The 13,829-nt window shown below is 74.0% G+C and carries 11 protein-coding genes; 4 read left to right on the top strand and 7 right to left on the bottom strand.

Annotated elements, in window-relative coordinates:
• Positions 1-46: 46 nt before the first annotated feature.
• Together ACH4T9_RS05740 and ACH4T9_RS05735 are read left to right on the top strand one after the other, a co-directional pair.
• On the top strand, positions 47-2,869 hold the full coding sequence (locus ACH4T9_RS05740) for an FtsK/SpoIIIE domain-containing protein (protein WP_396670609.1): 2,823 nt from the start codon (positions 47-49) through the stop codon (positions 2,867-2,869).
• On the top strand, positions 2,866-3,840 hold the full coding sequence (locus tag ACH4T9_RS05735) for a hypothetical protein (RefSeq protein ID WP_396670610.1): 975 nt from the start codon (positions 2,866-2,868) through the stop codon (positions 3,838-3,840). The genes ACH4T9_RS05740 and ACH4T9_RS05735 overlap by 4 nt, the downstream gene beginning before the upstream one ends.
• Before the next feature lie 105 nt (positions 3,841-3,945).
• Here ACH4T9_RS05735 and folE read toward each other — a convergent pair whose 3' ends face one another.
• The 4 genes from folE to ACH4T9_RS05715 form a co-directional block, all read right to left on the bottom strand.
• Complete coding sequence (gene folE, locus ACH4T9_RS05730; RefSeq protein ID WP_396670767.1) at positions 3,946-4,572, bottom strand: GTP cyclohydrolase I FolE; 627 nt, start codon at positions 4,570-4,572, stop codon at positions 3,946-3,948.
• A gap of 71 nt (positions 4,573-4,643) precedes the next feature.
• Positions 4,644-6,659: an ATP-dependent zinc metalloprotease FtsH gene (gene ftsH / locus ACH4T9_RS05725; RefSeq protein ID WP_396670611.1), complete on the bottom strand. Its 2,016-nt coding sequence runs from the start codon at positions 6,657-6,659 to the stop codon at positions 4,644-4,646.
• A gap of 440 nt (positions 6,660-7,099) precedes the next feature.
• Positions 7,100-7,672, bottom strand: a complete 573-nt coding sequence (gene hpt / locus ACH4T9_RS05720) for a hypoxanthine phosphoribosyltransferase (protein WP_161686501.1) — start codon at positions 7,670-7,672, stop codon at positions 7,100-7,102.
• 99 nt (positions 7,673-7,771) lie between these two features.
• Positions 7,772-7,909 carry a hypothetical protein gene (locus ACH4T9_RS05715; protein WP_396670612.1) on the bottom strand — a complete coding sequence of 46 codons (138 nt, stop codon included), beginning with the start codon at positions 7,907-7,909 and terminating at the stop codon, positions 7,772-7,774.
• Positions 7,910-8,061: 152 nt separating this feature from the next.
• Between ACH4T9_RS05715 and ACH4T9_RS05710 the strand changes: the two genes are divergently transcribed.
• Positions 8,062-9,024, top strand: coding sequence for a GlxA family transcriptional regulator (locus tag ACH4T9_RS05710; RefSeq protein WP_396670613.1), 963 nt, complete (start codon positions 8,062-8,064; stop codon positions 9,022-9,024).
• A 98-nt stretch (positions 9,025-9,122) separates the two neighbouring features.
• Here ACH4T9_RS05710 and tilS read toward each other — a convergent pair whose 3' ends face one another.
• The 3 genes from tilS to dacB all read right to left on the bottom strand — a co-directional run bounded on the left by tilS (position 9,123) and on the right by dacB (position 13,158).
• On the bottom strand, positions 9,123-10,184 hold the full coding sequence (gene tilS, locus ACH4T9_RS05705) for a tRNA lysidine(34) synthetase TilS (protein ID WP_396670614.1): 1,062 nt from the start codon (positions 10,182-10,184) through the stop codon (positions 9,123-9,125).
• A 10-nt stretch (positions 10,185-10,194) separates the two neighbouring features.
• The gene (locus tag ACH4T9_RS05700; RefSeq protein WP_396670615.1) at positions 10,195-11,262 is read right to left on the bottom strand and encodes a zinc-dependent metalloprotease; all 1,068 of its coding nucleotides are present in this window, start codon (positions 11,260-11,262) and stop codon (positions 10,195-10,197) included.
• A gap of 81 nt (positions 11,263-11,343) precedes the next feature.
• Positions 11,344-13,158, bottom strand: coding sequence for a D-alanyl-D-alanine carboxypeptidase/D-alanyl-D-alanine-endopeptidase (gene dacB, locus ACH4T9_RS05695; RefSeq protein ID WP_396670616.1), 1,815 nt, complete (start codon positions 13,156-13,158; stop codon positions 11,344-11,346).
• A gap of 155 nt (positions 13,159-13,313) precedes the next feature.
• On the opposite strand from dacB, the gene ACH4T9_RS05690 reads away from it, so the two are divergent.
• Complete coding sequence (locus ACH4T9_RS05690; protein ID WP_387014221.1) at positions 13,314-13,820, top strand: inorganic diphosphatase; 507 nt, start codon at positions 13,314-13,316, stop codon at positions 13,818-13,820.
• Positions 13,821-13,829: the final 9 nt, after the last annotated feature.

Genomic DNA, 13,829 nt, shown 5'->3' with positions numbered 1-13,829 from the left:
GATACGGTCACTGCGCGGGGAGGGGTTGCCAGCCTCGGGAAGAGGGGTGGACGCGGTGGCCGGTCCGAGGACACGCACAAACCGCGCCGCTGCCCTGCACCGGAGGGCGGAGGCGACGGCCACCGCAGCGGCCGGCATTCTGGACGAGATCCGGCCCGCGCCGGCCGACCAGCGCCGGCAGTACGAGCTCGCGGACCGGCTCCGTAGCACGGCGGCCCTGCTGGCGCCCGGCTGGGCCGGGGAACCACTGGAGACGGTCGCCGCGGAGGCTCCCTCGGGGGAGGGGCCACCGGCTTTCGTCCGGGTCGGCACCGCCGCCCCGCTGGAGGACGCGCGCTTCCCCGCGCTGGTGCCGCTGCTCGGAACAGGGCACTTGGCGATCGACACCGACGTTCGTGACCCGCGGGTGGCCGGGCTGCTCCGGGCGATTCTGCTTCGCCTGCTCGCGGCGACGCCCGCCGGTTGCCTGCTGGTCCGCGCCGTCGACGCGGTCCGCACCAGCGACGCGGTCCGCACCAGCGACGCGGTCCGCACCAGCGACACGATGCGCACCAATGCGAGTGCCGGGCCGGCCGTAGCGCTGCCCGACACCTTCGCGCCGTTCTCGGCGCTCGCGGACGCCGGGCTGCTACCCCCACCTGCGGTGGACGTCGCCGGGCTACGGGCGGTACTCACCGAGGCGGAACAGTGGGTGGCTCCGGGCACCGGCCGACCGCGCCGCCACGACCGAACGCTGCTGCTGGTCGTCGCCGCGCTGCCCGAGCTGACCGGGCCGACCGACCTGGGGCGGATCGAGGCGCTGGCCGAGCAGGGACGCGCCGCCGGGCTACACCTCGTCGTGGCGGGTTGGCCCCCGGCCGGTCCGTACGCGACCCGCGCCCCCCTGCCGCAGGCCACCCCGTTGTCCGTACGCAACGCGTACTCGCTGTTGGGCGACCCTCCCGGCACCTCGTTCGCCGGCCCGGGCGCGGAGCCGCCCGGAGGGCTCAACTCGCCCGTCTTCGTCGACGACGATCCACCCCCGGCACTGGTCGACGAGGTCTGCCGACGGCTCGCCGAGGAGGTGGAGGCCGGCTCCCGGCTCAGCCTGGCCGACCTGCTCCCCGACCCGGACGAGCCACTGTGCACAGCCAGTTCGGCGGAGGGGATCGCCACCACTGTCGGGGACGCCGGCGGCCGGCCGGTGACTGTCGGCTTCACCGAGCTGACCCCGCACTGGCTGGTCAGCGGCCGGTCCGCCGCAGGCCGCGCCGCCTTCCTCACCAACGTGCTGCTCGGTCTCTCCGCCCGGTACGGCCCGGACGAGCTGGTCCTGCACCTGGCCGACCTCGGTGAGGGCGAATCGTTCGCGGAGTTTCTCCAGACCGAGCGGGACCGGTCCTGGGTGCCCCAGGTCCGTACGGCGGGAATGGCCGCCGACCGGGAGTACGTGCTGGACCTCCTCGGTGAGCTGGCCGCGGAGGTCCAGCGTCGAGAGGAGGCCGGGCAGCGCGCCGGCGGCCAGCGGTTCACCGCCCTGCGGGAGCACCAGTCCCTGCCCCGGGTGGTGTGCGTGATCGACAACCTCCCGCTGCTCCTCGCGGACCGGGACCGGCTGGCCGCCGAGGCGACAGCCCGGTTGGACACCCTGGCGCGCTCGGGCCGGGCGTACGGGGTCCACCTGGTCCTGGCCGGGGAGGGCGACCTCGGGATCGCCGGTGGGCAGACGACCCGAGACTCGATGCTCGGGCAGTTTCCGGTGCGGGTGGCGCTTGCCGGCGGCGGCCCGGTGCTGGAGCCGAGCAACGACGCCGCCGCCGGCCTGCCGGTGGGCAGCGCGGTGGTGAACACGGCGGGCGGGCTCGGCGGGCCCCGGGGCGCGACCCGGGGGCATGAGCGGATGGTCCGGTTCCCCGACCCTCACGAGGACCCGGAGGGTATCGCGGAGCTGCGACACCGGCTCTGGGAGGCCCGGGCGGAGCGATCCGCGCCCCCGGTCGTCTTCGCCGGCTGGGCGCGTCCGCTCTTGCGCAACGACCCCCGCTACCGGGCAGCCTTCGCGGGTCGGGCCCGTGGACCGGCCGCCCTGCTCGGCCGTGCGGTGGACCTGTCCCGGTCGACGGTGGCGGTGCCGATCGGCCCGGCCGCCGGCCGCAACATCGCTGTCCTGGGCCCAGGGGTGGAGGCCGCCGCGCTGCTCGCGACCGCAGCCCGCAGCGTCGCCGCGCACCACCGGCCCGGCACGGGACGGTTCGTCATGGCCACGCTCGGCGCCGATGCGGTGCCGGTGGCCGACGCGCTCGCCGCCGACCTCGCCGGCCAGCATCGGGTGGACCGGGTCGGCCTGCCGGGCCTGCTCGCCGCGCTGGACACCGACGAGCCGGGCTACCTGGTGGTCTTCGGTCTCGACGGACCCGCCCCGCAGGAGCTGCCGCCGGACCGGCTGCGGGCCCTGCTGCGGGAGGGCCCTCCGACCGGCCGGCACCTGCTCGGCTGGTGGCGCACGGTGCCGCCGTTCACCGCGGTCGTCCAGGCCGAGGGCGAGGTCGACAAACTCGCTGCCGTCGTGGCGGTGGGCGTGCCGGGAACGCAGCTCACGGCGGTGTTCGGCCACCCGGTGCAGTGGCGTCCCCGCAAGAACCGGGCCATGCTCTGGGACGGCCCGGACGAGCGGGGCGTCCTCCTGGTGCCGTTCGCCGAACCCCCGGTGGGGTCCGTCCCCGGGAACGGAACCAACGCCGCGAACGGGGCCGACGCCGCGAACAACGCCGGCAACGGGGCCGATGCCGCGAACAGCACCGGGGCCGATGCCGTGAACAACGCCGGAGGCGGGGACGCAGCCGAGGCCACAGGCGGGGCTGACGCCGCAGGGACTGGGGAGAGCGCATGAGCCGGGAGCCGACCAGCATCGCCGATGCGGCGACGGCTGCCGCCCCGGTCAGGCAGCGTTCCGGTGCCGATCCCGCACCGCCCCGTCCCGCCGACGGCGCGACCGCCTGGACGGAGTACGTCGCCGCGGCCCGGCAGCTCGACGGGGTGCGCCGGAGCGCGGCGACCGCCGCGACGGAGCAGGCCCGCGCGGTCCGGGCCGCCCGGGAGGAACTGACCGCGGTACGCGAGCGACTCGCCCCGCAGCGGTCCCGGCTGCGAGAGCTGGGCGTACCCCCGATGGTGCTGGTGCCGTCGCCGCCCGAGCTGACGGAGGCGGCCCGGAGCATGGTGGGTGGGCCGACGGCGGTGCTGGGCGCGCTGCGGGCGGCCCGGGGCTGGGCGGACGCGGCGGACGGCGTGCTGGCCGCGCGCAGCCCGCTCCGCCCGGGGGCCTGGCCGCCGAAGGTCCGCAACCTGCTGGTGTACGGGCCGTTGGCACTGGTCGTACCGCTGCTCCAGGTGGTGCTCTACCTGGCTACCGGCACCGGCCCAGCGAGCGTGGTCGCGTTGATCTGTGGGGTGCCGATGCCGGTGGCTGCCTTCGTCACCGGCTGGCTCGCCGTCGGCCGGCTGTTCGACGGGCCGACCGGTCCAGCGGCTGCCGGGGAAGCCACCCGCCGGACTTCGAGCCCGGGTACGCCCGGCGGCACGGCCGACGGCCCGACGGAGTCCGCCCCGGGTGTCCCGGTGGTTGCCGGCTCCCGTGGTCGGGTGGACCCGACGGGCGTGTCGTTGGCGGCAGTCCGCGCGTCAGGCCGTCGGACCGGCGGGGGCGGTGCCGTGGACGATCCAGCGGCGGCCGTCGGGGCGGTGCCGAACCCGGCGACCGGTGGTCGAGTGGACCGGACCCCCCGGTGGGGTGCCCTGGTCTGCCTCGTCCCGGCGGTGTCGACCACGGCGGGACTCGTTCTGGCGATGCTGGCCGGCTGACCCGCCCGCCGGGCCGGACGCGGCGCGCCCGTGCGGGCCCATCCCGACCTGGGCGGACTCCGTGAGGTCCAGCGACCCGGCGTCGCCCGCTGGCGAATCCCGCGGTCAGCGGTGGATGATCAAGGCCATCGCCTCGGCCCGGGACTTCGCGTCGTTCTGGAGCGTGCCGCGCACCGCCGAGGTGATCGTCTTCGCCCCGGACTTCTGGATGCCGCGCATCGCCATGCACATGTGCTCGCACTCGAGCACCACCACGACGCCGCGCGGGGCCAGCTTGCTCATCAGCAGGTCGGCGATCTGCGAGGTGAGCCGCTCCTGCACCTGGGGACGGCGGGCGAAGACCTCGACCAGCCGGGCCAGCTTGGACAGGCCGGTGATCCGGCCGTCCGTTCCGGGGATGTAGCCGATGTGGGCGCTGCCCCGGAACGGAAGCAGGTGGTGCTCGCACAGACTCATCACGTCGATGTCCCGGACGAGCACCAACTCCTCGTGGTTGGCCTCGAAGGTGGTGCTGAGCACCTGCGCCGGGTCGACCCGCAGGCCGGCGAAGAGCTCGGCGTACGCGCGGGCGACCCGGGCCGGGGTCTTGACGAGCCCGTCGCGGTCGGGGTCCTCCCCGACCGCGATCAGGATCTCGCGTACCGCCTTCTCGATCCGGGGCAGGTCGACGGCCTCCTCGACCGGGCGCCCGGTCAACCTTCCGTTGACCAGGCGCGCGGCGAGGTAGTCCAGCCCGTCGGTGTCGGGCTCGGTCGACGAGGCTCCCTGGGTGGGGACCTCTGGACCGACCTCCGGGTCGGTACTCAGTGCGTACCGTCCGAGTTGTTCGAGCTGGGCGTGCCGCCGCCGACGGACGCGCCGTCGGCCTGAGCCTGCGCCTTGAGCGCGTCCTTCTCGGTCGGGGTGAGCACCGGGGGCTCGGTGGAGGGTAGACGCTTGCCGAAGCCGTTGTACGGGGCCATCGGCGGGCGCTTCACCACCCGGCCGGCGATCCGGGCCATGTCGGCCGTGGAGAGGGTCTCCTTCTCGATCAACTCGAGCACGATGCTGTCCAGGACGTCCCGGTACTCCACCAGGATCTCCCAGGCCTCGTCGTGGGCCAGTTCGATCAGGGCCCGCATCTCGCTGTCGATCTCGGCGGCCACCGTGTCGGAGTAGTCCCGCTCGTGGCCCATGTTGCGGCCGAGGAACGGCTCGTCCCCGCTGGTGCCGTACTTGATCGCGCCGAGCTTGGAGCTCATGCCGTACTGGGTGATCATCGCGCGGGCCAGCCCGGTGGCCTTCTCGATGTCATTCCCGGCGCCGGTGGTCGGCTCGTGGAACACCAGTTCCTCGGCGGCCCGGCCGCCCAGCGCGTACGCCAGGGTATCGATCATCTCGGCGCGGGTCTGGGTGTACTTGTCCTCGGTCGGCAGCACCAGGGTGTGGCCCAGCGAGCGGCCACGGGACAGGATCGTCACCTTGTGCACCGGCGCGGCGTGCGGCAGCGCCCAGGCGACCAGCGCGTGCCCGGCCTCGTGGTACGCGGTGATCTTCTTCTCCTGGTCGCCCATCACCCGGGTCCGACGCTGCGGGCCGGCGATCACCCGGTCGATCGACTCCTCCAGGGAGTCGTTGCTGATCGCCCGCTCGTCCTTGCGGGCGGTGAGCAGCGCGGACTCGTTGATCACGTTGGCCAGGTCGGCGCCGCTGAAGCCGGGGGTCCGCCGGGCCACCGCGTCGAGGTCGACGTCGGGGGCGAACGGCTTGCCCTTGGCGTGCACCCGCAGGATCGCCTTGCGGCCCTCCATGTCGGGGGCGTCCACCGGGATCTGCCGGTCGAAGCGGCCCGGGCGCAGCAGCGCCGGGTCGAGGATGTCCGGCCGGTTGGTGGCGGCGATCAGAATGACCCCGCCCTTGGTGTCGAAGCCGTCCATCTCGACGAGCAGCTGGTTGAGCGTCTGCTCGCGCTCGTCGTGGCCGCCGCCCATGCCGGCGCCGCGGTGGCGACCGACGGCGTCGATCTCGTCGACGAAGACGATCGCCGGGGCGTTCGTCTTGGCCTGTTCGAACAGGTCGCGGACCCGGCTGGCGCCGACACCGACGAACATCTCGACGAAGTCGGAGCCGGAGATCGAGTAGAACGGCACCCCGGCCTCACCGGCGACGGCGCGGGCGAGGAGCGTCTTACCCGTGCCGGGCGGGCCGAAGAGCAGCACACCTTTCGGGATCTTGGCGCCCAGGGCCTGGTATTTCGCCGGGTTCTGCAGGAAGTCCTTGATCTCGTGCAGCTCCTCGACGGCCTCCTCGGCGCCCGCGACGTCCGCGAAGGTCGTCTTCGGGGTGTCCTTGGTGATCATCTTCGCCTTGGACTTGCCGAAGTTGAGCACCCGGGAACCGCCGCCCTGCATCTGCGACATGAAGAACAGCAGCAGGAGCACGAGCAGCGCGATGGGGAGCAGGTTGACCAGCAGGCTCACCCAGATGCTGTCGGACGACACCTTGGTGTCGGCCGGGCCGGTGACCCGGTTGGCCGCCTTGGCGTCGAGGACCTCGTTCCAGACCTGGCCGCCCACCTCGTACGGGAACTGGGCCTCGATCCGGTCGGTGTCGGTGTCACCGAACTTGGTCTTGTTTTCCAGGTCGAGCTGGAGCGTCTGCTCCTTGTCCTGGAAGACCGCCTTTTTGATCTTCGCGGTATGCAGCTGATCGAGCGCAACGGAAGTGTCCACGCGGTGGTAGCTGGGACCAGCGGTGAACAGCTGACTGAGCACAACGGCGCCGAGGATGACCAGGATGATCCAGACCACCGGTCGGCGGAAGAAACGCGTACGTTCCATACTGTCGTCGAGCGCCGAGGCGCCCGCATCCTCCTGATCGACGTCCTGACCGTCTGAATGGCTTGTCGCCGCCGAGGCGGCGGCCGGAGCCGCCGTGCGGGCCGGCCTCGACCCCGGGGTGCGCAACTGCCGCACCACGGTCACTCGACGGTACACCGTGCGCGCGACATGTGAGCTTGCGAGCCCAGCAGTTACGCGTAAGGCGAACCGGGTTTCAGCCGGCGTGGCGGGAGTTCCGCGCCCGGCCACCCGACCGCCCGGTCACGCGGGTCGAAGGGCCGGGCGTGGATAGCTACTCCACGCCACCGACCCCTACCGTAGACCGATCAGCTGAGAACGCGCTGAACGTCCGCTTGACGGGTGCCGATACGAGCCGGCCTCACGCCCGTGCGTAGTCCTCGGTCAAGCGGACCCTCGCCGGCCTGGCCGACGACGCGGCCTCACGCCCGTGCGTAGACCTCGGGCTTGAGCACGCCGACGTAGGGCAGCTCGCGGTACCGCTCGCCGAAGTCGAGGCCGTAGCCGACGACGAACTCGGTGGGGATGTCGAACCCGACGTACTTCACCGGCACCGGGACCTTGACCGCGTCCGGCTTGCGGAACAGGGCGACGACCTCGACGCTGGCCGCCGAGCGCGACTCCAGGTAGCGCAGCAGCCAGGAGAGGGTGAGCCCGGAGTCGACGATGTCCTCGATGACCACCACGTGCCGTCCGGCGATGTCGCGGTCCAGGTCCTTGAGGATGCGGACCACGCCGGAGGAGGTGGTGCCCTGGCCGTACGACGAGATGGCCATGAAGTCCAGCTCGGCGGGAGGACCCTGCCGGCCCAGCGCCCGGGCGAAGTCGGCCATGAACATGACCGCGCCCTTGAGCACGCAGACGAGCAGGAGCCCGTCGACGCCCGCGTAGTCAGCCGAGACCTGCTTGGCCAGCTCCGCCGTCTTCTCGCGGATCTGCGCCTCGGAAATGATCACGTGGTCGATGTCGGCGTCGTACCAGGAGCCGTCAGCCATGGCTCCTAGCCTGCCGTATGCCGGATGCCCTCCGTCGGCGGGGCCGCCCCTTTCGACGCGGTCCCGCCGGGATTTTCTCCGCATTCGGCGCGAACCGGGTCAGCAGATACTGGATCGCCACCGGCGGCCCTCGTCGGTGGGCTTCCAGTCGGCCGAGTCCCGGGTGTCGGCGACGAGGCCGGCGACCGACGCGACGACGAGGAGGAGCAGGAAGAGCAGGAACGGCAGGAATGCCATGGCGGCGCTCGCTTTCGCGGGGGTTATCGGATGTTTTCGCCGCCGGTGCGCACCGGACTGGAACCAGTCTGCGCGCCTGCCCACCCGCCAGACAGTGGCAGTTATGCCACCAGACCTCGATTTCCTGCCACCCGTACGGTTACCCTCGTCACATGCTCCGATCCGTCGCCATCCTCGCGCTCGACGGGGTGGCCCCGTTCGAGCTGGGGGTGCTCGCCGAGGTCTTCGGCACCGACCGGACCGCCGACGGCTTCCCCGGCTACCGGTTCACCGTCTGCACGTCCGACGGCGCCCAGGTGCGTACCTCCGCCGGGTTCCACCTCACCCCGCACGCCGACCTCGGGCCCATCGAGGACGCCGACATGGTCGCGGTGCCCGCGCACAACGGCGACACGGACGTGTCCCCCGCCGTGCTGGACGCGCTGCGCCGGGCCGACGCGCGCGGCGCGTACGTGTTGAGCGTCTGCTCCGGGGCGTTCGTGCTCGGTGCGGCCGGGCTGCTCGACGACCGGGAGTGCACCACCCACTGGCGGTACGTCGACGAGTTGCAGCGCCGCCACCCCCGGGCCCGGGTCCGGTGCAACTCGCTCTACGTGGCCGACGGCCGGCTGCTCACCAGCGCCGGCACGGCCGCCGGCATCGACGCCTGCCTCCACCTCGTACGCCAGGAGCACGGCTCGGCCACCGCCACCCGGCTGGCCCGCCGGATGGTCGTCCCGCCGCACCGCGACGGCGGCCAGTCCCAGTACATCGAGGCGCCCATCCCGAAGGCCCCCGAGGCACCCACCCTGGAACCCGTGCTGGAGTGGCTGATGGGTCACCTGGACCGCCCTGTCACCGTCGACGGGCTGGCCACCCGGGCCGGGATGACCCCGCGCACCTTCGCCCGCCGGTTCCGCGCCGAGACCGGCACCACGCCCCACGACTGGCTGACCAACCAGCGGGTGCTGCTGGCCCGGCGGCTGCTGGAGGAGACCGGCCTGAGCGTGGAGGGCGTGGCTGGCCGGGCCGGCTTCGGCGACGCGGCTGCCCTACGCCACCACTTCACCCGCCGGCTGGGCACCACCCCGCACGCCTACCGGGCCACCTTCCGCGACCGCGCCACGATCGCCTGACCCACCGGCCAACGGCTGACCCTGACCCACCGGCCACCACCAACAGCCGAGCGGCCGACCTCAGCCGAGCAGCCGACCGGTCGGCGGCCGGTGAGCTGTCAGGCGATCGGGCCGGCGGCGGTGAGCCGGCCGGCACGGCGGACCACCCGGATGCCGCCGGGCAGATGGGTCGCGCCCTGCCCCCGCCAGTCGGTGACCAGTGCGTCCAGCGCGGCGACGTGCCGGTGGGACAGCGCGGCGGGTGCCGCGCCGAGTTCCCGGGCCCAGGCGTGCAGCACCCGGGTCCGGACTGCCGGGGCGAGGCCGGCCAGCGCCTCGACCGACAACCCGCCGTCGGGCACCCGCACACCCGCCGGCGTCGGCCCCCTCGCCCCGCCGACGGCGGCCGGATCGGCCGGTACCGCAGGGGCAGGCGCGGCCAAGGCGTCGGCGGCCAGAGCATCGAGGGCGGCGGTGTCGGCGGCCACCAGGCGGGCAGTCCGGGCGAGGTTGTCCAGCACTGCGGGGCCGAGCGCCCGGACCAGCGCGGGCAGCACGTCGGACCGGACCCGGGCCCGGGCGTACGACGGGTCGGTGTTGTGCGGGTCCTCCCACGGGGTCAACCCGAGGGCGGCGCACGCCTTGCGGGTCTGCTCGCGGCTCACGTCGAGCAGGGGGCGCAGCAGCGGCACGCCGGACAGGTCCCGGCGGGGCGGCATCCCGGCCAGCCCACGCGGGCCGGCGCCCCGGGCCAGCGCGAGCAGCACCGTCTCCGCCTGGTCGTCGCGGGTGTGCCCGGTGAGCAGTGCCGCCGCCCCGTGCCGCCGGGCCGCCTCGACCAGCGCCTGGTAACGGGCCTGGCGGGCGGCCGCCTCCGGCCCTCCGGGGCGGCCGTCGACGTCGACCCGTACCGCCTCGGCTGGCGTGAACCCGGCCGTGGCGGCCCAGGCCGCCACGGCGGCGGCCCGCTGGTCGGAGCCGGTCTGGAGGGCGTGGTCGACGGTGACGAGCCCGGCCCGCCGGCCGAGCCGGGGCGCAACGAACGCCGTGGCGGCGGCCAGGGCGAGCGAATCGGCCCCGCCCGAGCAGGCGACCAGCACCGGCCCGTCCCCGGCCAGCCCGGTCAGCGCGCGGCGGACCGCGAGCCGGACCGCGGCGACCGACGGGGCGAGCGCGGCCATCGGCGTACGGTCAGCCGACGGTCGGGGTGGCGCCGGCCGGCCCGTGCACCCGGGCGACCCAGGCGTCCGGGTCGCCCAGCTCATCCAGCCGGGGCAGGGTCAGCGGGGAGTTGAAAATCTTGTTGAAGCCGTCCATGCCGACCCGCTCGACGACACCGTGGACGAACTTGCGGCCCTCGGCGTACTGGCGCATCTTGACGTCGACGCCGAGCAACCGGCGGATCGCCTTCTCCAGCGGGTTGCCCGTCTCCCGGCGCCGGTTGAACGCGGCCCGGATCCGCTCGACGCTGGGGATGACCTGCGGGCCGACGCCGTCCATCACGAACTCGGCGTGCCCCTCCAGCAGGGTCATCAGCGCGGTGAGCCGGTCGAGTACGGCCCGCTGGGCGGGGGTCTGCACGATGTCCAGCACGCTGGCCCGGCTCTCCGGGTCCTTGACCGCGTCGGAGAGGGTGGCCACCCCCCGGCGCAGCCGCTCGACCAGGTGCTCGCCGCCCTGCGAGGCGTCCACGAACGCCTGCACCTCGCCGAGAAAGTACGCCCGCATCCAGGGCACCGACGTGAACTGGGTGCGGTGGGTCACCTCGTGCAGGCACACCCAGAGCCGGAAGTCACGCGGGTCGGCCCCCAGCTTCCGCTCCACCTCGACGATGTTCGGCGCGACCAGCAGCAGTTGGCCGGGGTCGCCGGAGAAGACCTCGTACTGGCCGAGGACCCGCCCCGACAGGTACGCCAGCACGGTGCCGGCCTGGATTCCGGTGACCCGGGAGCCGATCGCCTCGGTGAGCGGGCCGGGTTGCTTGTCGCCGGCGAGCCGGCCGACCAGCGGGGTGATCACCTCGCGCAGGCCGGCGATGTTGGTCGCCGCCCAGTCCCGTCGGTCCACCACGCGCACCGGCGGGTGCACCACCTGCGAGCGGAGCCCCGTGTAGTCGGCCACGTGCCCGGCCGCCTCGTCGGTCAGTCGCCGCAGCTCGGAAACCACCTCGGCGGCCTCGGCGTACGACACCCGGGGCCCCGACTTGCTCAACGCCCCCGCGGTCGCGGCGGCCAGATCCCAGTCCACGAACTGCGCCATGCACCCACCGTACCCGCGCCGGAACACCCCCACCTTTCGCCGATGACAGGACATGCCTCCACAAAAGGGGGCCGGGTCGGCTCAGCGGCAGCCGCAGCGGGCCAGCGCGGAGGTGATCCGGTCGAGGGCCCGCCGGGTGTCGTCGAGCGAGTCGGGCGGCGCCTGGTCGGTGAGCAGGGCGAACGTGAGCAGCCGGCCGTCGGCGGTGGTGACCAGCCCGGCGATGGCGTGCACCCTGGTCAGCGTCCCGGTCTTGGCCCGGACCACGCCGGCCCCGGCCACCGTGGCCGGTACCTGGTACCGCCCGCCGAGGGTGCCCGACCAGGCGGCGACCGGCAGGCCGCCGAAGATGGCGGCCAACTCCGGGTGGGTTCCGTTGCCGGCGAGCGAGATCAGGTCGGTAAGCAGGGACGGGCTGATCCGGTTGCTCCGGGACAGCCCGCTGCCGTCGGCAAGGGTGATCTCGTTGGCCGACAGGCCCAGCTCGCCGGTCACGATGTCCATCGCCGCCGCCCCGCCGACGAAGGACCCCGGCTGGTCACGGGCCAGCGCGACCTGCCGGGCCAGCGCCTCGGCGATCACGTTGTCGCTGTCGGTGATCATCAGGTCGACCAGCCGGATCATCGGCAGCGACTCGACCTTGCCCAGCTCGGCGCCGGGCGCGGGGGCAGCGGCGGACGGGGCCGCGCCGGCTGCCGGGGCGGTGCCCCGCGTCACCTCGGGGGCAGCGCTGCTGAGCCCGAGCAGCCTGGCGAAGGCGCGGCCGGCCACCAGGTCCGGCTGCGGGACCCGCTCCGCCCAGCCGTGGCCGGCGTCGAAGTTCTTCTTCGCGGCCCGCGGGTCCCGGCGCGCGCCGTCGGTCATCAGCGCGCTGATCGCCGCGCCGAACCCGCCGGTGGGGATGTCCGGGTCCCAGCCGGGGCCGTACACCGGGCCGGGGAAGAGCGAGGAGTCGACGGTGACCCGGGTCGGCGCGGTGCCGCCGAGCGCCTGCTTGACCTGCTTGGCCAGGTCGTCGAGGCGGGCCGCGTCGGGGTAGAAGCCGTCGCCGTCCACCGCGAGGGTCGGGTCGCCGCCGCCGACGAGGACCACCTCTCCCGGGTTTGCGCCGGCCACCGCCCGGGTGGGGATGCGGTGGTCGGGCCCGCGGGCCTCCAGCACCGTGACGGCGGTGGCCAGCTTGGTCACCGAGGCGGGGACGGTGCCGGCGTCGCCGCCCTGCGAGTAGAGCGACCGGCCGGTCGTCACGTCGGCCACCGACACGTTGACCCGGCTGCCCAGTTCGGGGGCCCGCAGCAGCGGTTCGAGGGCGGCGCGCACCCCGTCCGGGGTGGGCTCGGGGGCGTTAGCGTCCGGGCCGGAGAGCACCGGGACCGGCTCCGGCTCGGTGGCCTCGCCGGTCGCCTGCGGGGTGGCCCGGTCCGCGCCGAGCCAGCCGGCGACCGGGCCGGGCCGGACCACCGCCAGCCCGGCACCGACCAGGGCGAGCAGCACCACGGTGGCCAGCACGGCCAGCGGGAGGCGCCGGCGGCGGGCCGGCGGCCGGTCGTGCCCCGGGGGCGGCCCGGCCGGCGGCCCGCCGCCGGCGCCACCGGCCGCTGCCGGTTCCGGCATGGGTGCGTCGAAGCCGGCGGCGGGGAAGGCCGGGGCCGGCACCCGGTCGGCTATGGGCGCCCGATCCGAGGGCCGCCACACGGGCGGCGGAGGCCGCTCCCCGGCCCTGATGATCGGGGCCGTGGCCTCGGGGTCGAAGTCGTCGGCGGGGGGCGGCACGGGGGTACGGGGCAGGTGCGCCTCGGGCACCGGGACCCGCCCGGTCGCGCCCCCGGAACCCGGATGCCCGCCCTTTCGCCCGTCAACCCCCTCCGGGCGGTAGTGTGAATCTTCCCTCCCCACAGCCCCCTCCTCCCGCTTGGAAAACAGCTTGGGTGACACTACTTCGGTCCGAAGACTATGCGGCGGCCGGAGCAGACGGGTGGGCATTCACCTGCCTGGAGAGCGGCGCCACTGGTTTCCGTTAGCCAGCGTGGGCAGACGAGGGAGCGTGGAAGATGGATTTCGACGTCACGGTTGAGATCCCCAAGGGTCACCGCAACAAGTACGAGGTGGACCACGCGACCGGCCGGATCAGGCTGGACCGCACCCTCTTCACGTCCACGCAGTACCCGGCGGACTACGGGTTCATCGAGGGCACCCTGGGCGAGGACGGCGACCCGCTGGACGCGCTCGTGCTGGTCCCCGAGCCCACCTTCCCCGGCTGCCTGATCCGCTGCCGCACCATCGGCATGTTCCGGATGACCGACGAGAAGGGCGGGGACGACAAGGTCCTCTGCGTGCCCTACGAGGATCCGCGTCAGGAGCACCTGCGCGACATCCACCACCTGGGCGAGTTCGACCGGCTGGAGATCCAGCACTTCTTCGAGGTGTACAAGGACCTGGAGCCCGGCAAGTCGGTCGAGGGCGCGACCTGGGTCGGCCGGGTCGAGGCCGAGGCCGAGATCCACAACTCGTACCGGCGTGCCAAGGAGGCCGAGGAGCGCGGCGAGTCCCTGCACTGACCGCCGGCA

It is taken from the genome of Micromonospora sp. NPDC020750, from assembly GCF_044334565.1.
In the GTDB taxonomy this organism is placed as follows: domain Bacteria; phylum Actinomycetota; class Actinomycetes; order Mycobacteriales; family Micromonosporaceae; genus Micromonospora.
The sequence above is the reverse complement of the archived record's forward strand: the minus strand, read 5'-3'. Positions and strand labels throughout refer to the sequence as shown.

Excerpts from the sequence above, each read along its gene's own strand:
- ACH4T9_RS05735 (WP_396670610.1), top strand. The coding sequence starts at position 2,866 with ATGAGCCGGGAGCCGACCAGCATCGCCGATGCGGCGACGGCTGCCGCC.
- ftsH (WP_396670611.1), bottom strand. The coding sequence starts at position 6,659 with ATGGAACGTACGCGTTTCTTCCGCCGACCGGTGGTCTGGATCATCCTG.
- hpt (WP_161686501.1), bottom strand. The coding sequence starts at position 7,672 with ATGGCTGACGGCTCCTGGTACGACGCCGACATCGACCACGTGATCATT.
- ACH4T9_RS05715 (WP_396670612.1), bottom strand. The coding sequence starts at position 7,909 with ATGGCATTCCTGCCGTTCCTGCTCTTCCTGCTCCTCCTCGTCGTCGCG.
- ACH4T9_RS05710 (WP_396670613.1), top strand. The coding sequence starts at position 8,062 with ATGCTCCGATCCGTCGCCATCCTCGCGCTCGACGGGGTGGCCCCGTTC.
- tilS (WP_396670614.1), bottom strand. The coding sequence starts at position 10,184 with ATGGCCGCGCTCGCCCCGTCGGTCGCCGCGGTCCGGCTCGCGGTCCGC.
- ACH4T9_RS05700 (WP_396670615.1), bottom strand. The coding sequence starts at position 11,262 with ATGGCGCAGTTCGTGGACTGGGATCTGGCCGCCGCGACCGCGGGGGCG.
- ACH4T9_RS05690 (WP_387014221.1), top strand. The coding sequence starts at position 13,314 with ATGGATTTCGACGTCACGGTTGAGATCCCCAAGGGTCACCGCAACAAG.